We start from the raw sequence: 25,743 nt of genomic DNA, 5'->3' as shown, positions 1-25,743 counted from the left end.
CCGGCTCACCAGCCGACGACGGGCGGAGTCGTCGTGGACGGCGGCTGCGCCCACGGCCGGACCAGTGCCGCCCAGACGGTGAAGGCCACCGCCGCCGCGCACAGCAGCAGCCACAGCAGGCGGCGGGCCGCGCGTCTGCGGCGCAGCAGGCGGCCGCCCCGGCGCAGCACCTCGCCGTAGAGGTCGGGCGGTACCCGTGGCGGTCTCTGTTCCATGAGCCGCCGGGCGGCGGCCTCGCCTTCGGTGCGGTTCACGACGGCGCCACCTTCGCCCCCAGCACCGTGGGCGCGGCCTTCGCGGGCGGGTGCAGCAGGGTGGTGATCGCCCGGTCGCAGATGATGCGCACACGGTCCGTGGGCAGGCCGAGCAGCGCCGCCGCCTGCTCCTCGGCGACCCCCTCGTACAGCCGCAGCACCAGGATCAGGCGTTCCTGGGGCGTCAGGACGGCGAGGGCGCTGTGCGGGTGCGGGCGGGCGCGGCTCAGCGGGCCGCCGTACTGGTGCCAGGCGGAGTTCGCGAAGCGCAGGGCGAGGTGCTGGCGGGCGCGGTCGTACGGGTCCTCGCCGCGCAGCTGGTCCCAGCACGCGTACGTGTGCGCGAGCGCGAGGGTCAGCAGGCGCCGCGCGCGCGGGTTGGTGTCCGGGGCCTCGGCGGTCAGCAGGGTCGCGGCATGCAGCAGCCGGCCTGCCGCGCCCGCGACGAACGCCTCGAACTCCCGGGCCCGGCGGGCGTCTTGGAACGCCTGCCGATCGCGCACCGTGCCTCCCCCTCTGCGGGGCCCCACCGCGTCCGGGACCCGGACGCGGATACGACGGGGGCCCGGTCTCATATGAGGCCAGGGGTGCCCCCACGGTCAAGAGCCGGGCAGCACGCACGCGTGCCGGATGCTCCACGGGCCGGTGCCGACCGGGGGTTCACAGACGCCGGTGCATGCCGGCGGGGGGTTCAGAGACGCCGGTGGATGCCGGCCGCCGAGGAGCCGGTCACTGAGGAGCCGGTCGCCGAGGAGCCGGTCGCCGAGGAGCCGGTCGCCGAGGAGCCGGCCGTCGAGGAGCCGGCCGCCGGTGGGGGCCGCCGGTGGGTGCCGGCCCGGGTCAGGATGCCGGCGGCGTGTCCGAGTCCGGCTGGACGGTCATCCGCGCGGACAGGGCGCTGTTGAAGCGCGTGAGCAGCGCGCAGAACGTCTCGCGCTCCTCCGGCTCCCAGTCCTGGGTCAGCTCTGCCATCAACTGCCGCCGGGACGAACGCACTTCGTCCAGCCGCGACAGCCCGCGCGGGGACAGCTGGAGCACCACGGCCCGCCCGTCCTCGGGGTGCGAGGTGCGCTTGACGAGACCGGTGTCGACGAGCGGAGCCACCTGCCGGGTGACCGTGGAGGAGTCGATCCCCATGCTCGCGGCGAGCGCCTTGACCCCCATGGGGCCTTCCTTGTCGAGGCGGTTGAGCAGCAGATACGCGGCGCGGTCCATGGAGTTGCGCACCTGCCCGACGCCGCCGAGCCGGGTCTGTTCGGCACGGCGGGCGAACACCGCCACCTCGTGCTGCAGCGTGTCGAGGAGACCGGTGTCACCGACGGTCGTCATGTCCATCGACATTTCAGGTGTTGTGGGCATGGCCGGGGGCTCACTTCATGAAGAGTGCTGGTGTGGGGGACAGAGTACGCGGACGGGGGGCGAGCCGTACCGGCGCTGCGCAAACCGGTCTCGGAGCTTGGTCACACCCGAGCCTTTGGCCTGTGAACTGCGAGACTTGAGTCATGAGCTACAGCACGGCTGACTCCTTGCGCCCCGTCACCCTCGACGACGTACGCGGCGCTCAGAAGATGCTCACGGGCGTGGCGCGGGTGACCGCGATGGAGGGCAGCAGGCACCTGTCCCAGCTGGCCGGCTCGCCGGTGCATTTCAAGTGCGAGAACCTCCAGCGGACCGGTTCGTTCAAGCTGCGCGGCGCCTATGTGCGGATCGCCGGGCTGCTGCCCGAGGAGCGCGCCGCCGGAGTCGTGGCGGCCAGCGCCGGGAACCACGCGCAGGGCGTGGCCCTGGCCTCCGCGCTGCTCGGCGTGCACGCCACGGTGTTCATGCCCCACGGCGCCCCACTGCCCAAGATCAGCGCGACCCGCGAGTACGGCGCGGAGGTACGGCTGCACGGCCAGGTGGTCGACGAGACGCTGGCCGCCGCCCAGGAGTACGCGGCCGAGACCGGCGCGGTGTTCATCCACCCCTTCGACCACCCCGACATCATCGCCGGTCAGGGCACGGTGGGCCTGGAGATCCTGGACCAGTGCCCGGAGGTCGGCACGATCGTCGTCGGTATCGGCGGCGGCGGGCTCGCGGCCGGGATCGCGGTCGCGGTGAAGGCGATCAGGCCGGACGTCCGGATCGTCGGCGTCCAGGCGGAGGGCGCGGCCGCGTATCCGCCCTCGCTGGCGGCCGGGCGCCCGGTCTCGGTGCAGAACCCGATGACGATGGCCGACGGCATCAAGGTCGGACGGCCCGGCGACGTGCCGTTCGCGCTGATCGAGGAGCTGGTCGACGAGGTCCGCACGGTCGGCGAGGACCAGCTCTCCGCCGCCCTGCTGCTCTGCCTGGAGCGGGCCAAGCTGGTGGTGGAACCGGCCGGCGCCGCTCCGGTCGCCGCCCTGCTCGCCGAGCCCGGCGCCTTCGCGGGGCCGATCGTCGCCGTGCTGTCCGGCGGCAACGTCGATCCGGTGCTGATGCAGCGGGTGCTGCGGCACGGCATGTCCGCGCAGGGCCGCTACCTGGCCGTACGGTTGCGGCTGACCGACCGGCCGGGCGCCCTCGCCACGCTCCTCGGGGTGTTGTCAGTGGTCGACGCTAACGTCCTGGACGTGAGCCACGTCCGGACCGACCCTCGGCTCGGGCTCACGGAGGCGGAGGTCGAGTTGCACCTTGAAACCAAGGGACCAGCACACTGCAGCGAGGTCGGCCACGCCCTGCGCGAGGCCGGTTACACGGTCATCGACTGATCCCCGCCGAAGTTCCCGGCGGGAAACGGCCAGGTCAGGATCCGTTCATTCACTCGTTCGGGGAAATCTGTCGACGGACGCGATACATCGCGTTATGGTGTGTCGCGTGGCCGTGGTCGCGCCCGCCTGCCGTCGTGCCGGCGAAAACCATAGGCGGACCGAAGCGCGCATACCTAGCCTTTTTCGAAGCATCCCCGACGACGTGGAGACTCATATGCCAGGCGCCATCTATGCCGAAGGCCTGGTGAAGACCTTCGGTGACGTAAGGGCTTTGGACGGCGTCGACCTCGATGTCCCCGAAGGCACGGTCCTCGGACTGCTCGGGCCCAACGGCGCGGGCAAGACGACGGCCGTCCGCTGCCTGACGACCCTGCTCCGCCCCGACAGCGGCAAGGCGGTCGTCGCGGGCGTGGACGTGCTCAAACAACCGGACGCCGTACGCCGCTCCATCGGCCTGTCCGGACAGTTCGCGGCGGTCGACGAGTACCTCACCGGCCGCGAGAACCTGCAGATGGTCGGCCAGCTCTACCAGATGAAGGCCAAGCAGGCGAAGGCCCGCGCGGTCGAGCTGCTGGAGCAGTTCAACCTCGCCGACGCCGCCGACCGCCCCGCCAAGACCTACTCCGGAGGCATGCGCCGCCGCCTCGACCTCGCGGCCGCCCTGGTCGTCTCGCCGCCCGTGATGTTCATGGACGAACCGACGACCGGCCTCGACCCCCGCAACCGCCAGCAGCTGTGGGAGGTCATCAAACAGCTCGTCTCCGGCGGTACGACGCTGCTCCTCACCACCCAGTACCTGGAGGAGGCCGACCACCTCGCCCACGACATCGCGGTCGTCGACCACGGCCGGGTCATCGCCCAGGGCACCTCCGACCAGCTCAAGGCCCGCACCGGCGGCGAGCGCGTCGAGGTCGTGGTGCACGAACGCGACCACATCCGGACCGCCGCCGAGGTGCTGCACGGCTTCGGCAAGGGCGAGACCACCGTCGAGGACCACACCCGCAAGCTCACCGTCCCCGTGACCGGCGGCGCCAAGCTGCTCGCCGAGGTCATCCGTGAGCTGGACACCCGGGGCATCGAGATCGACGACATCGCACTGCGCCGCCCCACCCTCGACGACGTCTTCCTTTCCCTGACCGGACACACGGCCGAGGAGAAGACCGAGGACAGCGGCGAAAAGGACCGCAAGGACACCGGCAAGGACAGCCGCAAGGAGACCGTGAAGTGAGTGCCGTCACCGACACCGTGCGGGTAGCCGCTCCCGGCAACGCCATCAGCCGGTCCTTCCGCGACTCGATGGTGGTCGCCAAACGCAACCTGATCCGGATGTCCCGGATTCCCGAGATGCTGATCTTCGGGCTCATCCAGCCCATCATGTTCGTGGTGCTGTTCACCTACGTGTTCGGCGGCTCGATCCAGGTCGGCTCGTCCACCTCCACCCAGGCCTACCGCGAGTTCCTGATGGCCGGCATCTTCGCGCAGACGGTGACCTTCGCCACCGCGGGTGCGGGCGCGGGCATCGCCGACGACATGCACAAGGGCCTCATCGACCGCTTCCGGTCGTTGCCCATGGCCCGCGGCGCGGTCCTGACCGGACGCACCCTCGCCGACCTGGTGCAGACCGCGCTCACCCTCGTCGTGCTGGCGGTCGTCGCCCTGATAGTCGGGTGGCGCACGCACGAGAACCTCGGCAAGGTGCTCGCCGGCTTCGGGCTGCTCCTGCTGCTCGGGTATGCGTTCTCGTGGATCGGCGCGCTGATCGGCCTGTCCGTGCGCACTCCTGAGGCGGCGACCTCGGGCGGTCTGATCTGGCTGTTTCCGCTGACGTTCATCTCGAACGCGTTCGTGGACGCGAACCAGATGCCGGCCTTCCTGCGGCACATAGCCGAGTGGAACCCGTTCAGCGCCACCGTGCAGGCCGCACGCGAGCTGTTCGGCAACCTTCCCCCGGGCTTCCAGGCGTCCGACGCCTGGCCCATGCAGCACCCGGTCTGGGCCTCGCTGATCTGGTCGGTCGTGATCATCCTGGCCTTCCGCACGCTCGCGGTCCGCAAGTACCGCTCGGCCACGGCGTGACACGGGCCGTCACCGCGTGACCGGACCATGACCGCGTGAGATGCGGACCATGACAAGGCCCCCGGCGTCCCATGGACGCCGGGGGCAGGTGTCGGTTCGCGTCAGCCGGAGTAGGGCTCGGCCTTGAGGATCTTCACCGAGGCCTTCTTGCCGTTCGGCAGCTCGTACTCCGCGTCCTCGCCCACCTTGTGCCCGATGACACCGGTGCCCAGCGGGGACTGCGGCGAGTAGGTCTCTACGTCGGAGCTGGCGTATTCGCGTGAGGCCAGGAGGAACGTCATGGTGTCGTCCTCGTCGCCGTCGAAGGCGATGGTCACCACCATGCCGGGCGCGACGGCGCCGTCCGCGGAGGTCGGAGCCTCGCCGACCTTGGCGTTCTCCAGAAGCTGGGTCAGCTGGCGCACACGGAGCTCCTGCTTGCCCTGCTCCTCCTTGGCCGCGTGGTACCCGCCGTTCTCGCGCAGGTCGCCCTCCTCGCGCGCGGCCGCGATCTTGGCGGCGATCTCCGTGCGCGCAGGACCAGACAGGTACTCCAGCTCGGCCTTGAGCTGGTTGTACGCCTCCTGGGTCAGCCAGGTGACGTTCTCGCTGGTCTGGGTCACAGGTGCTCCTCGTCGGTACTGGGAATACAAAGCATCGCCCTACCCAGAAGCATGTTCCTCCATGGAAGGGCGAAACCACGAGCCTAACAATTCAACGGCAGAAGGGGGAGGACATAAGCCGTCAGAATCACGTCAACGCAGGTGAGGGCCTATGTATTCATGGCCGGCGTCAGTCGGCGTGGCAGCCGAGCAGCTCCGCCGTGGTCCCACGGGCCGTCGTACGGAGCGTGAGCACCCGGTCGATCTCGGTGGCGGAACCGGTGAAGCGGAAGTCCGCCCGGCCCACCTCGGAGCCGTCCGCCGCCTGGGAACGCAGAGTGCAGTAGCCGGAGGCGCCGGAGTCCTTGTGGACCTCCAGATGCACCTGGACCGCGCTGTCCGAGGCGTCGAAGGCGACGACCTGGGCGCTGATCTCGCTCTTGACGACGTAGTGGTAGGCGAAATAGCCGACCAGGGCGAGCAGCAGGGCACCGAGGACGGCGCCGGTGATCTTGAGTCTGCGGTCGGCGACCTCGTCCGAGGAGCGGCCGTAGCGGCCCTCGGGCAGCCGCGTGCTCGCGGTACTCATGATCGTCCTCCCGGCAGGAACCACTCCCGGACCCGGCCGGACCCGGACCCCGGAATTATTCGCCCCCTGTTTCGGTCACTATAGAAGCGCCGATCGCACCCGAAGACACCGGGGCGCCGACTTACTGAGGATTGAGTCTTGACTGACCAGTTGCGACTGATGGCCGTCCATGCCCACCCCGACGACGAGTCGAGCAAGGGCGCGGCCACCATGGCGAAGTACGTGTCCGAGGGGGTGGACGTGCTGGTCGTGACCTGCACGGGCGGGGAGCGCGGCTCCATCCTCAACCCCAAGCTGCAGGGCGACAAGTACATCGAGGAGCACATCCACGAGGTACGCAAGAAGGAGATGGACGAGGCCCGCGAGATCCTCGGCGTCAAGCAGGAGTGGCTCGGCTTCGTCGACTCCGGTCTGCCCGAGGGCGACCCGCTGCCGCCGCTCCCCGAGGGCTGCTTCGCCCTGGAGGACGTCGACAAGGCGGCCGGCGAGCTCGTCCGCAAGATCCGCGCGTTCCGCCCGCAGGTGATCACCACCTACGACGAGAACGGCGGCTACCCGCACCCCGACCACATCATGACCCACAAGATCTCGATGGTGGCCTTCGAGGGCGCGGCCGACCCCGAGAAGTACCCCGAGGGCGAGTTCGGCCTCGTCCACCAGGCACAGAAGCTCTACTACAACCAGGGCTTCAACCGTCCCCGCACCGAGGCGCTGCACAAGGCGCTGCTGGAGCGCGGCATGGAGTCGCCGTACGGGGACTGGCTGAAGCGGTGGAGCGAGTTCGAGCGCATCGAGCGCACCCTGACCACGCACATCCCGTGCGGGGAATTCTTCGAGATCCGCGACAAGGCGCTGATCGCGCACGCCACGCAGATCGACCCGGACGGCGGCTGGTTCAAGGTTCCGATGGACCTCCAGAAGGAGGTCTGGCCGACCGAGGAGTACGAGCTCGCGAAGTCGCTCGTCGATACCTCCCTCCCCGAGGACGACCTCTTTGCGGGCATCCGCGACAATGCCTGACATGAGCGCAAGCGCAAGTCTGGCACTGACGCACCTCGTCCCCCTCGCCAAGGAGGTCGACGAGAACAAGGTGACCCCCGGCGTCCTCGGTTTCATCGTCTTCGCGGTGATGGCCGTGGCGGTCTGGGGCCTGATGAAGTCCATGAACAAGCACATGCAGAAGGTCGACTTCAAGGAGTCCCCGAACGCCAAGGCGGACCCGGGGACTCCCACAGCCGACACCAAGGGCTGACCGGCGTCACGCCCCAGCCGGTACCGGCACCCCCATCACCTCACGGGCGTGCCGGCTGGGCACCATGCCCAGCCGCCATGCCTGCCAGCCGGACTCCAGGGTCACCCCGCGGTCCAGCAGCAGGCCGTACGCCGTGAGGTACTCGGTCAGTTTCTCGTCGCGCAGCGGGTGGGCCGCCCCGGAGAGCTGGGCCAGGTCCTCCTGGGCGACCGCCGTACCCACCTCCACACCGCCCGGCGCGGCATAGGGGAGCAGGGTGCAGCGCAGGAAGCGCGCCCAGTCCTCGCCGCGGCGGTCGCCGTACGACGAGAACAGGGTGACCGCCTCGTCGCACAGGGCCAGGGCCTGCTGGGTACGGTTGTTGCCGGCGTCCACGACGGCCAGCTCCAGACAGGTCCAGGCCTCGCCGTGGACGACTCCGATGCGCTGGAAGTCGGCGCGGGCGTCGACCAGGAGCTGACGGGCGAAACCCGAGTTGCGCAGTGAACCGGTCTGGGCCGCCCGCTGGTCGCGGGTCACCCGGGCCGAGTGGTGGCGGGCACAGGCCAGGCCGTAGACGTCCCGCATCCGGGAGAACATCGTCCGCGACCGCTCCAGCTCACGGACCGCCAGATCCAGGGTGCCGGTCTCCTCCAGGGCCTGGCCCAGGTAGTAGACCGTCCAGGCCTCGCCGCGCGCGTCCTCGTTCTCCCGGTGCCGGGCGGCCGCCTGCCGCAGTGCGTCGACCGCCGGGGACGCGTCACCGGCCACCAGCCGGGCCCGCGCCAGTTGGGTCAGCGCCCAGGCCTCGCCCCGGGCGTCGCGGGTACGGCCGTAACGCTCCAGCGCCGCCCCCAGCTCCCGCTCCGCACGCGGTACGTCACCCATCCGCAGCGCCAGCTGGCCGAGCTGGAAGTGCGCCCAGGCCTCGCCGTGCACCGAACCGCCCTCCCGGTGCAGCACGAGCGAGCGGGTGAGCAGGTCCAGCGCCTCCGGCAGCCGGGCGCGGTCGCGCTGCACCGCCGCCAGCGCGTGCATCGTCCAGGCCCGGTCGGTCGCCAGCTGGGGGACCGCCTGGAGATCCAGCGCCTCCTGGAGCTTGGCCGCCGCCTCGGTGAGATGGCCCTGGTGGTGCAGGGTGATCCCGAGGGAACACAGGGCACGGGCCGCACCGGCGTCGTGATGCGCCTCCATGTAGAGGTCCACGACGGAGGTGAGGGTGGTGCGCGCCTTGTCCAGTTCGCCCAGCTGGCGGGCCGCGATACCGGTACGCCACTGCACCGAGCGCACCAGCAGGCCCTGGTCCACCGCCTGTGCCAACTCGCTGATCTCACCGAGCCGGTAGAGGTCGCCGCGCAGCAGGCAGTAGTCGCACAGGGCGCCCAGCAGGTTCTGCACGGCCGCCTGGTCGACGCCCTCCGCATGCCGCAGTGCCGCCGTGATGAAGCTCGACTCGTCGTCCAGCCAGCGCAGCGCCTCGTCCAGGGAGGTGAAACCGTGCGGGCTGAACCGGTCCGAGCGGGTCGACATGTTGCCGTCCACCAGCCGGAGCACCGAGTCGGCCAGCTCCCCGTAGTTGACGATCAGCCGCTCCTGCGCCGCCGTGCGGTCGGCCGGCTCCTCCTCGTCGGCGAGACGGGCCTGGGCGAAGGCACGGACCAGGTCGTGCAGCCGGTAGCGGCTGCCCCGGACATGGTCGAGCAGTCCGGCCTGCGCGAGCGCGACCAGATGACGCGTCGCCTCCGCCTCGTCCGTGGCCAGCAGGGCGGCCGCGGCCGCCGCGCCGAGCGAGGCCCGGCCCGCCAGCGCCAGCCTTCTCAACAGACGGCGCCCGGTCTCCGACTGGTCGGTGTAGCGCAGCCACAGCACCCGCTCCACCGGCTTGACCGGCCCGTACGCGCCGAGGTCCGTGGCCAGCTGGAGCGGCGAACGCGAACCCAGCGACGAGCCCGCCACCCGCAGCGCCAGCGGCAGCCCGCCGCACAACTCCCGGATCCGCTCCGCGGACTGCGCGTCGTACGGCCCCGACGTGTCCTGCGCCGCCGCGTCCAGCAACTCCTCCGCGCCCGCCGCGTCCAGCGCCGTCACCGGAAGCTGGTGCACCCAGGCCGGCAGGTCCGCGGGCAGGTCGAGCCGCTCCCGGGCGGTGACCAGGACCAGGCTGTCGGACCGCTCCGGGATCAGCGTGCGCACCTGCTCGGCATCCGAGGCGTCGTCCAGCACGATCGTCACCGGAAGACCCGTCAGGTGCTGGTGGTACAGCTCGCTGAGCCGCTTGACCTGCTGGTCTGCCGAGGAACGCTCCCGGAACAGCAGCTGTTCGCGGGGCGCGCCCAGCCGGTTGAGCAGATGCAGCAGCGCGTCCCGGGTGGGCAACGGCGGCTCGCCCGGGCTGTCGCCCCGCAGGTCCACCACGACCGCACCCCGGAAGAAGTCCTTCAGCTCATGGGTGGCCCGGATCGCGAGCGTCGTACGCCCGGAGCCCGGCTCGCCGTGCAGGACGACGACCGCCGGGCGGGTCTCCGTGGTCGCCCGTGCCGCCTGCGCCCACTGCCGGATCCGCGCCAGCTCCTGATGACGGCCGGCGAACGGGCCGTCCGGGTCCGGGAGCTGGCCGAACGACTGCTGAAGCACCGTACGCCTGCGGGCCGCCGCGCTCTTGTCCGCGCCGCGCAGCCCCGGGCCCTGCTTCTTCTTCGGTCCCGTGGAGGCGCTGAGCACCCGCTGCTGATCGAGGAACGGCCGGATGCCGCGTACCTCCAGTGCGGTCAGCCACTGCAGGCGCAGCTGCTCGGGGCCGCCGGGCTGCCCGGCCGCGCCGGCCCGGTGATGAGCGGCGGGGAGATGGGTACCGGCGACCTTGACGACCGTGGCGGCCGCGCCGATCACTCCGGCGGCCACGCCCGCGCCGAGCGCCGTACCGGCGCCGGTGCCCAGGGAGAGGTCGGCGACGGTGGCGGCGACCGCGGCGACGGCCGCTACCAGCAGGGGGGTTCCGGCGCCCTCTCTGGCGTACCGCTGGCCGAAGCTCTGCCGGCCGGCCTCCGTCTCGTCGAGGGCGTGGGTGTAGGTGTCGTACTCCTCGGCGGCGCTCTGTGCCATCGCCTCCAGGCCGCCGCGGGCCCGGGACAGCAGCAGCTGTCCGTCGACGCGGCCGCCGGAGCGGCGGACCTCTTCCTCCACGGCCTGGACCAGCAGCCGGTCGGCTTCCGCCCGATGGGCGTCCCGCATGTCCCGTCCCCCTCCAGCGGTAACTCCTTTGCTTACGAGTGTCCTTGGGAGAGGGCGAAGTTGCGAGAGGGCCGGATCATCGAAGAACGGGGGCTAGCGCGGCACGGGCTCGCTCTGCCGTCCCTTGGACAGCGCCAGGAAGACGCATGCCGCGGCCAGTCCCGCCTCCGCCACGGCGCTGCCGAGCGCCTCCACCAGTTCCATGCCGACCGCCGACGTCGTTATGTCGAACCACGCGTCCAGGATCGCCACCGATGCCGTGGCCGAAGCCGTCAGGCGGGCCCGGGCGTCGCCCCGCAACCCCAGGACCGCCGTCGCCGCGCAGCCCGCCGCCATCAGGACGTCCAGCCCGATCCAGGCCAGCGACCAGTTGTGCACCTCGGTCTTGGTGGGCAGCGTCAGCGCCAGCACCACCATCCACGGCACGAGCAGCACGGAGGACGACCCGAGAAGGATCAGTGCCCACCGCTTCAACTGCCTCGTCCGCTTCATCCTCCGCGCCTTCGTCGCCGTTGACCGCTCCAACATCTCGGCCCCCTCGTCTTGTTCCAGCTCCGCGGAACCTGTGGATGCCATGGGTCCCCGTCATGCCCCCACGCTAGACTGCAGAGAAAATTCTGCAAAGGAAATTCGGCAGACATCAGGGACGTCTCAGGGTTCTCCGGGTTACGGTGATCGCATGACCGACGGCACGCCCAGGACGGCCGCGGCGCCCGCCCCCGCCGCAGGCGCCGAGCTGACCAGCCTCGAACGCACCGCCCTCTACAAGTCCCTGGGCAACCCGCTGCGCCGCCGGATCCTCGACTACCTCGGCCGGCACGGCGAGGCCAACTCCACCGTGCTCGCCCGCGAACTCGGCGAGAGCTCCGGCACCACCAGCTACCACCTGCGCAAACTCGCCGAGCAGAAGCTCATCGCGGAGATCCCGGAGAAGTCCGGCGGCCGGGAACGCTGGTGGCGGAGCCTGCCCTTCAGCCACACCACGCCCGACCCGGCCACGATGACGCAGGAGGAGTACGCGGCGGCCGAGCACCTCGCCCTCCTCAAGATCGAGGTCGACACCAGGCTGTTCCGCCGCGCCCACGAGGAGTACCGGGGTCCGCAGGGCTGGGCCCAGGTGCAGCGCACCGGCACCTGGATGACCAAGGACGACCTGCACGCCTTCGTCCATGCCTACAAGGAACTCCTCGACCGCTACGGCCACCCGGACGACGCGGTTCCCGAGGGGGCACGCCGGGTCAACCTGCGCTTCTACGCTGCTCCGGACGCCGTGGGAGAGTGGGAGGGTGAACCGACTGGCCCATGAGACGTCCCCGTACCTTCTCCAGCACGCCGACAACCCCGTCGACTGGTGGCCCTGGTCGGCCGAGGCCTTCGACCGGGCCCGCGAGACCGGCAGACCCGTCCTGCTGAGCGTCGGGTACAGCTCGTGCCACTGGTGTCATGTGATGGCCCACGAGTCCTTCGAGGACCGGGCCACCGCCGACTACCTCAACGAGCACTTCGTCTCCGTCAAGGTCGACCGCGAGGAGCGGCCCGACGTCGACGCCGTCTACATGGAGGCCGTGCAGGCCGCCACCGGGCAGGGCGGCTGGCCCATGACCGTGTTTCTGACGCCCGACGCCGAGCCCTTCTACTTCGGTACGTACTTCCCGCCCGCACCCCGCCACGGCATGCCCTCCTTCCGGCAGGTGCTGGAGGGTGTCCGGGCCGCCTGGACCGACCGGCGGGACGAGGTCGCCGAGGTCGCCGGGAAGATCGTCCGTGATCTCGCCGAGCGGGAGATCAGTCACCAGGGCGCCCGGCCGCCCGGTGAGCAGGAACTCGCCCAGGCCCTGCTCGGACTCACCCGCGAATACGACGCGCAGCGCGGCGGGTTCGGCGGTGCCCCCAAGTTCCCGCCGTCCATGGTCATCGAGTTCCTGCTGCGCCACCACGCCCGGACCGGTTCCGAAGGCGCCCTGCAGATGGCCGCCGACACCTGCGAGCGGATGGCCCGCGGCGGCCTCTACGACCAGCTCGGCGGCGGCTTCGCCCGGTACTCCGTCGACCGCGACTGGATCGTGCCGCACTTCGAGAAGATGCTGTACGACAACGCCCTGCTCTGCCGGGTGTACGCCCACCTGTGGCGGGCCACGGGGTCGGAACTGGCCCGCCGGGTCGCCCTGGAGACCGCCGACTTCATGGTCCGTGAACTGCGCACCGACGAGGGCGGGTTCGCCTCCGCCCTCGACGCCGACAGTGACGACGGGACCGGCACTGGCAAGCACGTCGAGGGCGCGTACTACGTGTGGACGCCCGCGCAGCTCGGCGAGGTCCTCGGCGCGGACGCGGATCTCGCCGCCCAGTACTTCGGGGTGACCGAGGCCGGCACCTTCGAGCACGGCCAGTCCGTCCTGCAACTCCCGCAGCAGGAGGGCGTGTTCGACGCCGAGAAGGTCGAGTCCGTCAAACGGCGGCTGCTCGCGAAGCGTGCGGAACGCCCCGCGCCCGGCCGGGACGACAAGGTCGTTGCCGCCTGGAACGGGCTCGCCGTCGCCGCGCTCGCCGAGACCGGCGCCTACTTCGACCGGCCCGACCTGGTCGAGGCCGCCGTCGGCGCCGCCGATCTCCTCGTACGGCTGCATCTCGACGACCGCGCACGCCTCGCCCGCACCAGCCGGGACGGCAGGGCCGGCGCCAACGCGGGTGTGCTGGAGGACTACGGCGACGTCGCCGAGGGCTTCCTGGCGCTGGCGTCCGTGACCGGTGAGGGCGTCTGGCTGGAGTTCGCCGGGCTGCTGCTCGACCATGTCCTGGTCCGCTTCGCCGACCCGGAGACCGGCGCCCTCTACGACACCGCCTCCGACGCCGAGCAGCTGATCCGCCGGCCGCAGGACCCGACCGACAACGCCACGCCCTCCGGCTGGACCGCGGCCGCCGGTGCGCTGCTCGGTTATGCAGCCCACACCGGGTCGGAGCCCCATCGCACCGCGGCGGAACGGGCGTTGGGCGTCGTCAGGACGCTCGGGCCGCGGGTGCCGCGCTTCATCGGGTGGGGGCTCGCCGCCGCCGAGGCGCTGCTCGACGGTCCGCGCGAGATCGCGGTCGTGGGACCTGACCAGCGGGACAGCCGGACAACCGCGCTGCACCGCACCGCACTTCTCGGCACCGCACCCGGCGCGGTCGTGGCCATGGGGACTCCGGAGAGTGACGAGTTCCCGTTGCTCGCGGGGCGGCCGCTCGTCGGCGGGGAGGCGGCCGCGTACGTGTGCCGTAACTTCACCTGCGATGCCCCGACCACCGACCCGGAGCGGCTGAAAACGGTGCTTGGAGGCTGAAGTTCGGGGAAAGGCCTGCCCATCGGGGAGAACAAGTGGCCGGATTTGTGCGTCTGTTCGGATAGATACCGCTTACGGCATCGGCGTTCCGAAACATGCTATTTATCGGAAAGGCTGCCAGGCTTCACAGATCCCCCCTAGGCTCTGCACAGACACGCGACGGTTGTGACTCACCGTTGCGTACAGGGGGCTTTGGGATCTGGGGGGATCTTCTCTTGCTGACGTCTGTCTTCATCGCGGTCGTCTCGCTCGCCTTGTTCTGGATGGCTGCCTTCACCCTGTGGTGGCAGATGCACGCGTGGCGTACGCCCGAGGTGCTCGCTTCCACTCGGTTCGGCAGACCTGACGGGGGCGAACACGTGTCGTTCTCGCTGTTGCTGCCCGCGCGGCACGAACAGGCGGTGCTCGACCACACCATCCAGCGGCTGCTGGAGTCCACACACACCGACTTCGAGATCATCGTGATCGTCGGACACGACGATCCGGAGACCACCGCGGTCGCCCGCGCGGCGGCCGAGAAGGACCAGCGCGTCCGGGTCGTCGTCGACACCCACGAGAAGAAGAACAAGCCGAAGGCCATGAACACGGCGCTGCCGCACTGCCGCGGCGATGTCGTCGGGGTCTTCGACGCCGAGGACCAGGTCCATCCGGAGCTGCTCGCCCACGTCGACCACGCCTTCCGCACCACGGAGGCGGACGTCGTCCAAGGGGGCGTCCAGCTCATCAACTTCCACTCCAGCTGGTACAGCCTGCGCAACTGCCTGGAGTACTTCTTCTGGTTCCGGTCCCGGCTCCATCTGCACGCGCAGAAGGGGTTCATCCCGCTCGGCGGCAACACCGTCTTCGTGCGGACGGCCGTGCTCCGGGAAGCCGACGGCTGGGACCCCGACTGCCTCGCCGAGGACTGCGACCTGGGCGTGCGTCTGTCGTCCGTCGGCAAGAAGGTCGTCGTCGCCTACGACTCCGACATGGTGACCCGCGAGGAGACCCCGGGCTCGCTCATGTCGCTGCTCAAGCAGCGCACCCGCTGGAACCAGGGCTTCCTGCAGGTCTACCGGAAGCAGGACTGGAAGCAACTCCCGGGCTTCGGGCAGCGGTTGCTCGCCCGCTACACCCTGATGACGCCGTTCCTTCAGGCGTTCTCCGGCGTGATCATCCCGCTGAACGCGGCGGTCGCCCTCTTCCTCGACGTCCCCGTCGGCGTCGCCTTCCTCACCTTCCTGCCGCTCGTCACCGCCGCCGTCACCTTCGTCTTCGAGGTGGTCGGGCTGCACGACTTCGGCAAGCAGTACGGGCTGCGCGTCCGCTTCATCCACTACGTGAAGCTCGTCGTCGGCGGCCCCTTCTACCAGGTCCTCCTCGCCGGAGCAGCGATCCGCGCAGTGTGGCGCGAGCAACGCGGCCGGAACGACTGGGAATTGACCACTCACGTCGGCGCGCATCTCACCGCGGCCGAGACGATCCGAGAGGACGTTCCTGCGTGACCTCCACTCTTCCCGCGGTGACCACTCCGAAGGTCCCCGCGCAGCGCAGAGCTGTGCCAAAAACAGGTTCGACCGGTCGGACAGCGCGGCCGCTCCGGCTCCGCTCGTCCCGTCGTGACCTGCTCCTGTGCGGTGTGCTGCTGCTCGCGATCCTCGCGGTCCAGGGCTGGAACATCGCCGACTACCCGACCCTCAGCGACGACGAGGGCACCTACCTCGCCCAGGCCTGGGCCGTCCAGGAGGGCCGGGGCCTGGCCCACTACACCTACTGGTACGACCATCCGCCGCTGGGCTGGATCCAGATAGCCCTGCTCACCTGGATACCCTCCGCCCTCGACCCCGGCCTGATGACCGTCGGCTCGATGCGCGTGGCGATGCTGCTGGTCAGCGCCGCCAGTGCGGTCCTCGTCTACGTCCTCGCCCGCCGCCTCTCCCTGCCCCGCTGGGCGGCCGGCCTCGGCATGGCCCTGTTCGGACTCTCGCCGCTCTCCGTCGTCCTCCAGCGCGAGATCTTCCTCGACAACATCGCCGTGATGTGGCTGCTGCTGGCCTTCTGCCTCGCCGCCTCGCCCAGCCGTCACCTCTGGCACCACTTCGGCGCGGGCCTCGCCGCCGCCGCGGGCGTCCTCACCAAGGAGACGATGCTCGTCGTCCTCCCGGCCCTCCTCGTCACCATGTGGCGCCACGGCCACCCCGACACCCGCAAGTTCGCCCTCACCGGCGCCGTCACCGCCTGCACCCTGGCCGGACTGTCGTACCCGCTGTTCGCCCTCCTCAAGGGCGAGCTGCTGCCCGGTGCCGGCCATGTCTCGCTCTGGGACGGCGTCAAGTACCAGATGTCCAGGCCGGGTTCGGGATTCATCCTGGACACCTCCTCCGGCTCCTACGGCGTGCTGCACTCCTGGCTGTACTACGACCGGGTGCTGCCCGTCGGCGGCCTCGCCGCGGCCCTGCTGCTCCTGGTCGCCCACCGCTGGTCGGTCACCGCCCGCGCGCTCGCCGGACCGGCCCTGACCGTGGCGATCCTGGCCGCCGTCGCCCTGCGCCCCAACGGCTATCTGCCCGCCATGTACATCATCGGCGCGCTCCCGTTCCTCGCCCTGGTCCTCGCCGGGGCCGCCGCCTCCGTCACCCATGCCGCGCTCCGCAGGTGGCGCACGGAGGGCGAGAAGCGGGCCGTGACCTACGGCCGGTACGCGCTGGCCGCCGTACTCGCCCTCGCCGCCGGCGCGTACACCGTGCCGCAGTGGTACGACGGCGACCGCACCGCCGTCACCGCCGACGCCAACGCCTCCTACCGGAAGGCCTCGCACTGGCTCGGCACCCAGGTCGCCGACCCCGCCCACGCCCGCGTCCTCGTCGACGACGCGCTCTGGCTCGACCTCGTCCACCAGGGCTACCGGCCAGGCCTCGGCGCCATCTGGTTCTACAAGGCCGACCTCGACCCGGCGGTCACCAAGACCATGCCGCACGGCTGGCGGGACCTCGACTACGTGGTCGCCTCGCCGACGGTCAGGCGGGACGCCCGCGACCTGCCCAACGTCCGGGCCGCGCTCCAGCACTCCGCCCCCGTCGCCACCTTCGGCACCGGCGACGACCGCATCGAGATCCGGCAGATCGCAGGGGGTACCCGTTGAGCAGCCACGAGTACACCGTCCCCACGGCGGGACTGGAAGCGGCGGAGGTCCCCGAGCCGGGCGCCGTCACCATCGTCGTACCGACCTTCAACGAGTCGGGGAACGTAAGGCAGTTGCTGCACCAGATCACCGAGTCGGTGCCCGCGCGGCTGCCCTGTGAGGTCGTCTTCGTCGACGACTCCACCGACGACACCCCCGAGGTCATCCGGCAGGCCGCGCAGGACTGCCCGTTCCCGGTGGCGGTGCTGCACCGCGACGAACCGGTGGGCGGCCTCGGCGGGGCCGTCGTGGAGGGGCTGAAGGCGGCCACCTCCGAGTGGATCGTCGTCATGGACGGCGACTGCCAGCACCCGCCGTCCCTGGTACCGGAGCTGGTGGCCACCGGGGAGCGGGCAGGCGCCGGGCTCGTCGTCGCTTCCCGGTACATCAAGGGCGGCAGCCGGGCCGGGCTCGCCGGCAGCTACCGGATCGCCGTCTCGCGCGGGGCGACCTGGCTCACCAAGTCCCTGTTCCCGCGCCGCCTGCACGGCATCAGCGACCCGATGAGCGGCTTCTTCGCGATCCGGCGGAGCGCGGTCACCGCCGACGTGCTCAAGCCCCTCGGCTACAAGATCCTCCTGGAGATGGCCGTGCGGAGCCGCCCGCGCGAGGTCGCCGAGGTCCCGTTCGTCTTCCAGGACCGGTTCGCCGGCGAGTCCAAGTCGACCGCGCAGGAGGGCCTGCGCTTCCTGCGCCACCTGGCCGGCCTGCGCACCGCCTCGCCGGTCGCCCGGATGGTCGGCTTCGGGCTGATCGGGCTGAGCGGCTTCGTGCCGAACCTCGTCGGGCTGTGGGCGCTGACCGCGCTCGGCCTGCACTACGTCCCCGCCGAGATCCTCGCCAACCAGCTCGGCGTCGCCTGGAACTTCGTCCTCATCGAACACCTGCTGTTCCGCGACCGGCGGGCCCATCGCCGCTGGTGGGACCGGGCCGGCCGGTTCGCGCTGCTCGCCAACGCCGACCTGGTGCTGCGCATCCCGCTGATCGCCCTGTTCGTCGGCCGGTTCGGGATGGGCGCGCTGCCCGCCACCGCGCTCGCCCTGGTGACGACGTTCGTCCTGCGCTTCGCCGGGACCGAGGCGCTGGTGTATCTCCCGCGCCGCCAGAAAGATGCAAGGAGAGCCGCGTGACCATGAAGCACAGAAGGACGGCGCTGGTCGGGGTGGGCGCCCTGACCGCCGGACTGCTGCTCACCGCACCCCAGCCCGCCGAGGCGGCCAACCTCGTCAAGAACCCGGGCTTCGAGACCGCCGGCACCGACGGCATGCCGTACTGCTGGGAGAAGTCCGGCTGGGGGGACAACGACTTCGCCTTCGCGACGACGACGGACGCCCACACCGGCTCCTCGGCCATGAAAGTGACACTGACCCGGCGGGTCGACGGCGACCGCAAGGCGCTGATCACCGAGTCCACCGACTGCGCGCCCGTCGTCACGGCGGGCAAGCAGTACGACCTCTCGCTCTGGTACAGGTCGACGACCCCGGACACGTCCGTCACCCTGTTCCGGCACGACACCACGGCCGGCTGGCAGTACTGGACCGACCTGAAGACCCTCGACATGGCGTCCGCGTACACCCAGGCGACCGTCCGCACCCCCGAGGTCCCCGCCGGCACCGACCGGATCACCTGGGGAGTCTCGGTCTACGGCACCGGCTCGGTGACGACCGACGACTACACGATGGACCAGGTGGCCGACACCGTGCCGCCCGCCCAGTGCACGGGCACGAACGCCCAGTGCGCGGACGGCAGCTGGTCGGTCCTGCCGACCCAGAACCCGGTCCGCTCCATGCACTCCGTCGTCCTCAACAACGGCAAGGTGCTGCTGATCGCCGGCTCCGGCAACAGTGAGGAGAACTTCGACGCCGGGACCTTCACCAGCGCGGTGTACGACCCGGCCAACGGCACCTACAAGGTCGTCCCGACGCCGAAGGACATGTTCTGTTCGGGGCATGTGCAGTTGCAGGACGGCCGGGTGCTCGTGATGAGCGGCAACAAGGCCTATCCGGTCGCGGGCGGGCACGGCTACGAGGGGTACAAGGACTCGTACATCTTCGACCCGGTCACCGAGACCTACAGCAAGACGAACGACCTCAACGACGGCCACTGGTACCCCTCGGCGACCGAGCTGGGCAACGGTGACGTCATCTCCTTCGGCGGGCTGCGGGAGGACTCGTCGGGGTCGGTCACGGCGGAGTACTGGTCGGACGCCCAGCAGAAGTGGCTGGGTCTCGGGGACGTCCACCAGACCTGGTCGTACTGGGGGCTGTACCCGTCGATGATCCTGATGCAGGACGGGCGGCTCTTCTACTCCGGCAGCCATGTCTTCGGCAACAACATCCCGGGCACCGGCTCCGCGGTCTACGACTACGGCGCCAACACCGTCACCCAGATCCCGGGGCTCCAGAACAAGGACGAGCGGGACCAGTCGGCGAGCGTGCTGCTGCCTCCGGCGCAGGACCAGAAGGTCCTCACGCTGGGCGGCGGCAACATCGAGTCCAACCCGGACGCGAACCGGCTGACGGACCTGATCGACCTGAAGGACCCGAACCCGTCGTACGTCGCCGGGCCGCCCCTGCCGCAGGGCACGGTCGATCTCGGCAACGGGCCGGTGGCCGAGACCGGCAACCAGGGCAAGATGTACGTCTCCGCGGTGCTGCTCCCCGACGGCAAGGTCCTCGAGACGGGCGGCGCGCTGCACAACCGTGCCAACCCGGTGTACGAGTCGTCGATCTACGACCCGGACACCAACGCGTTCGACTCCGTGGCCGCGGATCCCGAGGCCCGTGGCTACCATTCGTCGGCGTTCCTGCTGCCCGACGGGCGGGTCATGGCCACCGGTGACAACCCGGGCAACGGCACCTGGAACCACAACGTGTCGATCTACACCCCGCCCTACCTGTACAAGGGCACCCGGCCGGCCATCACCTCGGTGATCAACCAGGAGTGGAAGTACGGCGACACCCAGCGGATCACCGTCGACCGGCCCATCGCCAAGGCGGAGCTGATCCGGCCGGCCGCGGTCACGCACTCCTCCGACCCGAACCAGCGGTTCGTGGATCTGCCGCTGTCCGTCGACGGCAACAACGTCGACCTCAACGTCACCAGCAATCCCAATCTGGCTCCGCCCGGCTGGTACATGCTGTTCGCGGTCGACGCGAACGGGGTGCCCTCGGTGGCCAAGTGGGTGCATCTGCAGGGGCCGGCCGCGCTGGCGGACGCCTCGCCGCATGTCCACGCCTTCGCCGACTCCCTCTCGGGGAAGACCTCGGGGCCGGGGAAGAAGCGGGCCTCGCAGCCGGTCAGTACGACGGTCTCCGGGTGCGACCGGCACTATGGGTCGGTCAACGTGTGTGTGCCGACCGCCTTCCCGCGGGAGGTCAAGAAGACTGCGGCGGCTCGCTGCGCTTGGCTTGAGCGCAATCAGTACGGTCGGTTGAAGGTGAACGGCAAGGACGATCCGCTGGGGCTTGATCGGGATCGGGACGGGGTTGCCTGTGGGCGGGGGGATGCAGGCCGGTAGTCGTCCGCGGGTGTGTGGGGCTGGTCGCGCAGTTCCCCGCGCCCCTGACGGGGCGCTCCAGCGGGCGGTGTTGAAGAGGCGGGGCGCGTTCCACGGAGGTCGTGGGGCGCGCCCCTTCTCGTGCGTGCGTTCGAACGGATCGCGCTTTCTGCTCGTTGCGTCGAAACATGTCATTTATCGGATGAGTTCATGCTCTTCACATCACCCCCATACAATCCCGATCGTGCCGTGACGCGTGTGACCCACCATCACGGCCGGGGAGGGAATGGGGAACTGGGGGTTTCGCGCACCGGCCGTCCGGCGGTTCGTCGCGTCTGTGGCGAGTGGTGTGTGAAGATTTTGTAAGTGAAATTTGCGTTGCGTGTGACCCCTGTTCACCCACGAACTCCTAGCATCGCCTGAGCAAGTGCCCGGTTCTGTCACCTTTCGGACTGCGGCAGCCGTGTTATGTGGGGGGAGAACGCAACATTGTCCGAGTTCTTCGACCAGGTCTGGTCGTGGATCGTCGAGGCTGTGGGGGAAACTTCGTGGCGAGAGCTGATGCCGCTGGGGCTTGCCGGACTCTTCGTCTGGGCGCTCTGGCTGTACCGAGCGGTGCTCTCCCGGTTCGCCAGGCCAGTCGTCAACAACTTCCGCACCAGTGTCTCCGTGGTGGTCCCGGCGTACCGGGAGGACCCCGACATCCTGCTGGAATGCCTGGAGACCTGGCTCGCCCAGGATCCGGCTGAGATCATCATCGTCCCCGACGTGGAGGACCACGAGGTACTGCACCGGTTGTCGCTGGTGGAGGACCCCCGGGTCCGGGTGCTCGCGTTCGAGCACAGGGGGAAACGTTCCGCCTTGGGCGTCGGCATCCGCGCGGCCACCGGGGAGCTCCTCGTCCTGGTGGACTCCGACACCCGCTGGGAACCGGGGCTGCTGGACGCCGTACAGATGCCCTTCGTGGACCCCACGGTCGGCGGGGTGGGCACCCAGCAGAACGTCTACCAGCGCACCACCAGTGTCTGGCGCCGAATAGCCGACTGGCTGGTCAACCTCCGTTACTACGACTACGTCCCGGCCATGGGCCGGGCCGGTGCCGTGGCCTGCCTGTCGGGCCGTACGGCCGCCTACCGGCGGGCGGCGGTGCTGCCGGTCCTGGAGAACCTGGAGAACGAGTTCTTCCTCGGCCGCCGCTGCGTGGCCGGTGACGACGGCAGGCTGACCTGGCTGGTGCTCGCCTCCGGCTACAAGACGGTGCACCAGTCCTCCGCACGGGCCATCTCCATGTTCCCGTCCTCCTTCCGGGCCTTCGTCAAGCAGCGCGTCCGGTGGAGCCGCAACTCCTACCGGTGCTACCTGACCGCGCTGTACAAGGGCTGGCTGTGGCGGGCCCCGCTGGTCACCAAGATCACCGTGCTGCAGATCCTGCTCACCCCGGTGACCATGGGCATGGCCCTCGGCTACCTGCTGCTGAGCCGGCTCGACTTCAGCGGGCGCGGCATCGTCCTCACCCTGATCTGGCTGATGCTGGGCCGTGCGGTCCGCGGCTACTCGCATCTGCGCAGGCATCCGCAGGAGATCCTGCTGCTGCCGCTGACGGCTCTCGTGGTCATCATGATCTCGCTGCCGATCAAGCTGTACGCCTTCGTCACCATGAACAAGCAGGGCTGGCTCACCCGCAACTCCACCAGCATCGGAGGCGAGGGGCAGAGCGCATCCACCCTCTCCGGCGGCGGTCAGAACCACTCCGCTCTCCAGCCGGAGGTGATCTGACGTCATGTCAGCACAACTCATCACTGTCAGACCGGGCCCCGGCACCGGGCTGCGCCGGGCCGGTGCCAGAACGGCGGCGCTGCTGGGCGCCTTCGCGGTGGCGGCGACGCTGCTGCTGGGCACGTCCACCGCGGCGCACGCCGACGGGGACGGCGACAAGAAGAAACTCGCCGCCGAGGACGCGGAGACCCAGGCCGCGCTGGTCGCCGACGAGGACCACCGGCTCAACCAGGTACGGGCCTTCACCTCGGTGGCGCCCCTGCAGAGCACCAAGTGGACCGTGCCGTACCGGCTGGACACCGACAACGGATACACCCTGGTACTCACCCCGCGCAGCAACGCCTACACCATCGCCGACCTGCTGAAACTCGCCCCGCAGACCTTTCTGCGGCGCAAGGACGGATCCTACCTGCTGACCGAGAACATCTACCTCAACGTCGGCGCCAAGCTGAAGCTGTCCAACCCGGGCGGCCTCACCCTGCGGATGGCCAGCAACCGCACCGGTTTCGTCTCCATCGTCTCCTTCGGCGGCGAACTGGCGCTCCAGGGCACCGCCCAGGCGCCGCTGACGGTCACCAGCTGGGACCCGCAGGCCAACAAGTCCGACACCGACGTCCGGGACGGCCGCGCCTACATCCGCACCATCGGCGGCCAGTTCGAGATGACGCATACCAAACTCTCGAACCTGGGGTTCTGGAGCGGCCGTACCGGCGGGCTCAGCCTGACCGGAACCGACCGGCCGAACACCGGATCGCTGGAGGACACCGGCCAGGTCCACGGCAAGACCGCGCGCGAGCGGGCCGACGAGCAGGGGGACGCGCAGGACGACGACGGCTCCAGCAGCGGCGATGTCACCGCCATGCCCTCCGGCGAACTGACCACTCCCGACGCCCGCTTCTCCACCGGCGGCCTCTCCTACGTCTCCGGGTCGATCACCCACTCGACCATCACCGGCAACGCCTTCGGGATCTTCATCTCCAGCGCGACCGGGATCGAGATCAGCGACACGACCGTGGAGAACAGCCTGGAGGACGGGGTGGTGATGCACCGCTTCGTCTCCAGCTCGCTCGTGCAGCGCACGGTCGCGAAGGACAACGGCGGCGACGGCTTCATCCTCTCCCGGGCCACCCAGCAGGTGCGGGTCAGCGGCTCCACGGCCGAGGGCAACGGCGGCAACGGCTTCACGCTCAGCGGCAGGCCGCTCGCCGAGGGCGCCTCCGCCTCCGGCCAGGCCGTCGACAGCTACGGCTCCAACTCGGTCGCCAACAGCGTGGCCAAGGACAACGGCCGCTACGGCGTCGAGGTGCTCGGCGGGTTCGACGTCGGGGTGCAGAACAACCGCATCGAGGGCGGTGACATGGGGATCGTGGCCCGCCTGGAGGCGGACAAGGTGTCCATCACCGGCAACCGCCTGACCGGCCAGAACCGGCAGGGCATCTCGGTACGGGACGGCGTCACCGACGCCACGGTCACCGGCAACATCATCGACGGCCCGGAGACCGGCGTGTACGTCCGCGACTCGGCCGCCGAGATACGCGGCAACACCGTCCAGGACGCGACCAACCACGGTGTCAGCCTGGTCGGTGGCGTGGACGGCACGACGGTCTCCTTCAACGTGATCGGCGGGGTCGGCCCCAGCGCGCTGGACTCCAGCCGCTCGCACGGCGGAGCCTCCATCAAGGAGAACCAGACCTTCGCCTGGTACGACACCAGTTCCTTCTGGGTCAAGGTCAAGCATTACGCGAGCCCGATGACCCTGCTGTGGACCGGCATCCTGCTGCTGATCCTGTTCTCGGCCCTCATGGGCCGGCGCAGGCGGCGCGTTCACGGGCGGATCGCCCGGATCATCCATCCCTACTCCGACAAGGCTCCGCTGCCTGCCCCGCCCCCGGACGAGATCGAGATGGCAGGCCCCCGCAGGACGCCGGTGATGAGCGAATGAGCGACGACACACCGGACGGAACACCGGACGGGACAGGTGCCGGCTCAGCGGCCGGCACCCCGGGAACGGGGCCCACACCGGCGGAGCGGCTGCGCCGGATCTGGCTCTCCGGCGGCCTGCCGCTGTGGGTGGCCTCGGCCGCCCTGCTGATCTCGGTGGTGGCGCTGATCGTGGCGGCCTCCACCGGAGACGGCCCGCCCGTGGTGTACGGGGCGGGCCCCGACGCGGGTCCCACCATTGCGGTGGCCACCCCCACGGACGACACCGACGCGACCGACGGCTCCGGTGCCACGTCCGCCGATCCGGAACCGAGCGGTACGGCCTCCGACGAGGGGACGGCCGCGCCCACCCCGTCCGGCTCCGCCGCGGCCGCCGCGTCCGGCGGGACGAAGTGCCCGGCCGCCACGGTCACCGTCGGAGACGCCAAGTCCCTCGACGACGCCCTGGACCAGGCACAGCCCGGCGATGTCATCAAGATGCGGGACGGGGTGTACGACGACAAGTTCACCGCCGCCACCCCCGGCACCGGGAGCCGGCCGATCTTCCTGTGCGGCGGCCCCGGTGCGGTGATCGACGCCGGTGACGTCGACGGCGGTTACGCCTTCCACCTGGACGGCGCCAGCCACTGGCGGCTGATCGGCTTCACGGTCCGCAACGGCCAGAAAGGGGTCATGGCCGATCATGTCCGGAGCACCATCATCCAGGGCCTGACCGTCGAGAACATCGGCGACGAGGGCATCCACCTGCGCGACTTCAGCTCCGGCAACGTGGTCGCGAACAACACCGTCCGCGACACCGGCAAGCGCAAGGAGCAGTTCGGCGAGGGCATCTACGTCGGCTCGGCCGAGTCCAACTGGTGCACGGTCACCGACTGCAAGCCCGACAAGAGCGACGACAACGTCATCCGCGGCAACCACGTCAGCGCCACCACCGCCGAGTCCGTCGACATCAAGGAGGGCACCACCGGCGGCTCCCTCATCGACAACACCTTCGACGGCGCGGGGCTCAGCGGGGGACACAACGACTCCTGGGTCGACGTCAAGGGAAACAACTGGCTGATCAGGGGCAACGTCGGCCGTCACTCCCGTGAGGACGGCTTCCAGACCCATCAGATCCTCGACGGCTGGGGCACCGGAAACGTGTTCCAGGGCAACACCGCGCAGGTGGACGGTCCCGGCTACGGCTTCCATCTCGCGCCGGTCGAGAACAACAAGGTCGCCTGCGACAACAAGGTCAGCGACGCGGCGAAGGGCCTCGCCAACACCGCCTGCTCCTCCTGACGGCGAGGGGCCCGGTTCGCACCCGGGCCCCGCGCGCAGCCCCAGTTCCCTCACCTTCACCCACGCGCATCT

At 70.2% G+C, this 25,743-nt stretch carries 21 protein-coding genes; 14 read left to right on the top strand and 7 right to left on the bottom strand.

Translation table 11 applies throughout. From position 1 onward, the window contains the following. Nucleotides 1–5: 5 nt before the first annotated feature. The 3 genes from ACFWXC_RS16485 to ACFWXC_RS16475 form a co-directional block, all read right to left on the bottom strand. Entirely contained in the window at nt 6–254 is a 249-nt protein-coding gene (locus ACFWXC_RS16485; protein ID WP_384479181.1) for a hypothetical protein, read from the bottom strand. Further along, a complete protein-coding gene (locus tag ACFWXC_RS16480; protein ID WP_384479179.1) occupies nt 251–757 on the bottom strand; it encodes a sigma factor-like helix-turn-helix DNA-binding protein in 507 nt (168 codons plus the stop codon). The genes ACFWXC_RS16485 and ACFWXC_RS16480 overlap by 4 nt, the downstream gene beginning before the upstream one ends. 337 nt (nt 758–1,094) lie before the next feature. Continuing rightward, nucleotides 1,095–1,589: a MarR family winged helix-turn-helix transcriptional regulator gene (locus ACFWXC_RS16475; protein WP_384479327.1), complete on the bottom strand. Its 495-nt coding sequence runs from the start codon at nt 1,587–1,589 to the stop codon at nt 1,095–1,097. A 167-nt stretch (nt 1,590–1,756) separates the two neighbouring features. On the opposite strand from ACFWXC_RS16475, the gene ilvA reads away from it, so the two are divergent. From ilvA to ACFWXC_RS16460, 3 genes are all read left to right on the top strand, one after another. Then, complete coding sequence (ilvA, locus tag ACFWXC_RS16470; protein WP_384479177.1) at nt 1,757–2,986, top strand: threonine ammonia-lyase; 1,230 nt, start codon at nt 1,757–1,759, stop codon at nt 2,984–2,986. A gap of 214 nt (nt 2,987–3,200) precedes the next feature. Continuing rightward, entirely contained in the window at nt 3,201–4,214 is a 1,014-nt protein-coding gene (locus tag ACFWXC_RS16465; RefSeq protein WP_384479176.1) for an ATP-binding cassette domain-containing protein, read from the top strand. Then, the gene (locus tag ACFWXC_RS16460; RefSeq protein WP_384479174.1) at nt 4,211–5,062 is read left to right on the top strand and encodes an ABC transporter permease; all 852 of its coding nucleotides are present in this window, start codon (nt 4,211–4,213) and stop codon (nt 5,060–5,062) included. The genes ACFWXC_RS16465 and ACFWXC_RS16460 overlap by 4 nt, the downstream gene beginning before the upstream one ends. A 101-nt stretch (nt 5,063–5,163) precedes the next feature. Here the strand turns inward: ACFWXC_RS16460 and greA are convergent, their stop codons facing one another. Both greA and ACFWXC_RS16450 read right to left on the bottom strand, forming a co-directional pair. Then, nucleotides 5,164–5,664: a transcription elongation factor GreA gene (gene greA, locus ACFWXC_RS16455; RefSeq protein ID WP_351708421.1), complete on the bottom strand. Its 501-nt coding sequence runs from the start codon at nt 5,662–5,664 to the stop codon at nt 5,164–5,166. 169 nt (nt 5,665–5,833) lie between these two features. After that, on the bottom strand, nt 5,834–6,232 hold the full coding sequence (locus ACFWXC_RS16450) for a DUF4307 domain-containing protein (protein ID WP_384479172.1): 399 nt from the start codon (nt 6,230–6,232) through the stop codon (nt 5,834–5,836). 138 nt (nt 6,233–6,370) lie between these two features. On the opposite strand from ACFWXC_RS16450, the gene mca reads away from it, so the two are divergent. Beyond that, nucleotides 6,371–7,252 carry a mycothiol conjugate amidase Mca gene (gene mca, locus ACFWXC_RS16445; protein ID WP_384479170.1) on the top strand — a complete coding sequence of 294 codons (882 nt, stop codon included), beginning with the start codon at nt 6,371–6,373 and terminating at the stop codon, nt 7,250–7,252. Continuing rightward, nucleotides 7,245–7,484 (top strand): hypothetical protein, encoded by a 240-nt coding sequence (locus ACFWXC_RS16440; RefSeq protein WP_384479168.1) that lies wholly within the window; start codon nt 7,245–7,247, stop codon nt 7,482–7,484. The genes mca and ACFWXC_RS16440 overlap by 8 nt, the downstream gene beginning before the upstream one ends. Nucleotides 7,485–7,490: 6 nt before the next feature. Here ACFWXC_RS16440 and ACFWXC_RS16435 read toward each other — a convergent pair whose 3' ends face one another. Together ACFWXC_RS16435 and ACFWXC_RS16430 are read right to left on the bottom strand one after the other, a co-directional pair. Further along, entirely contained in the window at nt 7,491–10,694 is a 3,204-nt protein-coding gene (locus ACFWXC_RS16435; protein ID WP_384479166.1) for a tetratricopeptide repeat protein, read from the bottom strand. 93 nt (nt 10,695–10,787) lie between these two features. After that, the gene (locus ACFWXC_RS16430) at nt 10,788–11,186 is read right to left on the bottom strand and encodes a hypothetical protein (RefSeq protein ID WP_384479164.1); all 399 of its coding nucleotides are present in this window, start codon (nt 11,184–11,186) and stop codon (nt 10,788–10,790) included. 187 nt (nt 11,187–11,373) lie between these two features. On the opposite strand from ACFWXC_RS16430, the gene ACFWXC_RS16425 reads away from it, so the two are divergent. From ACFWXC_RS16425 to ACFWXC_RS16385, 9 genes are all read left to right on the top strand, one after another. After that, a complete protein-coding gene (locus tag ACFWXC_RS16425) occupies nt 11,374–12,000 on the top strand; it encodes an ArsR/SmtB family transcription factor (protein ID WP_384479162.1) in 627 nt (208 codons plus the stop codon). Next, on the top strand, nt 11,981–14,014 hold the full coding sequence (locus tag ACFWXC_RS16420) for a thioredoxin domain-containing protein (protein ID WP_384479160.1): 2,034 nt from the start codon (nt 11,981–11,983) through the stop codon (nt 14,012–14,014). Before ACFWXC_RS16425 ends, ACFWXC_RS16420 begins: the two co-directional genes overlap by 20 nt. 215 nt (nt 14,015–14,229) lie before the next feature. After that, nucleotides 14,230–15,498 carry a glycosyltransferase gene (locus tag ACFWXC_RS16415; RefSeq protein WP_384479158.1) on the top strand — a complete coding sequence of 423 codons (1,269 nt, stop codon included), beginning with the start codon at nt 14,230–14,232 and terminating at the stop codon, nt 15,496–15,498. Further along, nucleotides 15,495–17,135 carry an ArnT family glycosyltransferase gene (locus ACFWXC_RS16410; RefSeq protein WP_384479156.1) on the top strand — a complete coding sequence of 547 codons (1,641 nt, stop codon included), beginning with the start codon at nt 15,495–15,497 and terminating at the stop codon, nt 17,133–17,135. Before ACFWXC_RS16415 ends, ACFWXC_RS16410 begins: the two co-directional genes overlap by 4 nt. After that, on the top strand, nt 17,132–18,304 hold the full coding sequence (locus ACFWXC_RS16405; RefSeq protein ID WP_384479154.1) for a glycosyltransferase: 1,173 nt from the start codon (nt 17,132–17,134) through the stop codon (nt 18,302–18,304). The genes ACFWXC_RS16410 and ACFWXC_RS16405 overlap by 4 nt, the downstream gene beginning before the upstream one ends. A 2-nt stretch (nt 18,305–18,306) precedes the next feature. After that, nucleotides 18,307–20,694 carry a galactose oxidase-like domain-containing protein gene (locus tag ACFWXC_RS16400; RefSeq protein WP_384479326.1) on the top strand — a complete coding sequence of 796 codons (2,388 nt, stop codon included), beginning with the start codon at nt 18,307–18,309 and terminating at the stop codon, nt 20,692–20,694. A 468-nt stretch (nt 20,695–21,162) separates the two neighbouring features. Beyond that, nucleotides 21,163–22,449 (top strand): glycosyltransferase family 2 protein, encoded by a 1,287-nt coding sequence (locus ACFWXC_RS16395; protein ID WP_384479152.1) that lies wholly within the window; start codon nt 21,163–21,165, stop codon nt 22,447–22,449. A 4-nt stretch (nt 22,450–22,453) separates the two neighbouring features. After that, nucleotides 22,454–24,391, top strand: a complete 1,938-nt coding sequence (locus ACFWXC_RS16390; protein ID WP_384479150.1) for a right-handed parallel beta-helix repeat-containing protein — start codon at nt 22,454–22,456, stop codon at nt 24,389–24,391. Then, nucleotides 24,388–25,671: a nitrous oxide reductase family maturation protein NosD gene (locus ACFWXC_RS16385; protein ID WP_384479148.1), complete on the top strand. Its 1,284-nt coding sequence runs from the start codon at nt 24,388–24,390 to the stop codon at nt 25,669–25,671. The genes ACFWXC_RS16390 and ACFWXC_RS16385 overlap by 4 nt, the downstream gene beginning before the upstream one ends. Nucleotides 25,672–25,743: the final 72 nt, after the last annotated feature.

It is taken from the genome of Streptomyces sp. NPDC058683 (genome assembly GCF_042716195.1).
Taxonomy (GTDB): domain Bacteria; phylum Actinomycetota; class Actinomycetes; order Streptomycetales; family Streptomycetaceae; genus Streptomyces.
Note: the sequence above shows the minus strand (reverse complement) of the source record. Positions and strands in the feature narration are given on the sequence as shown.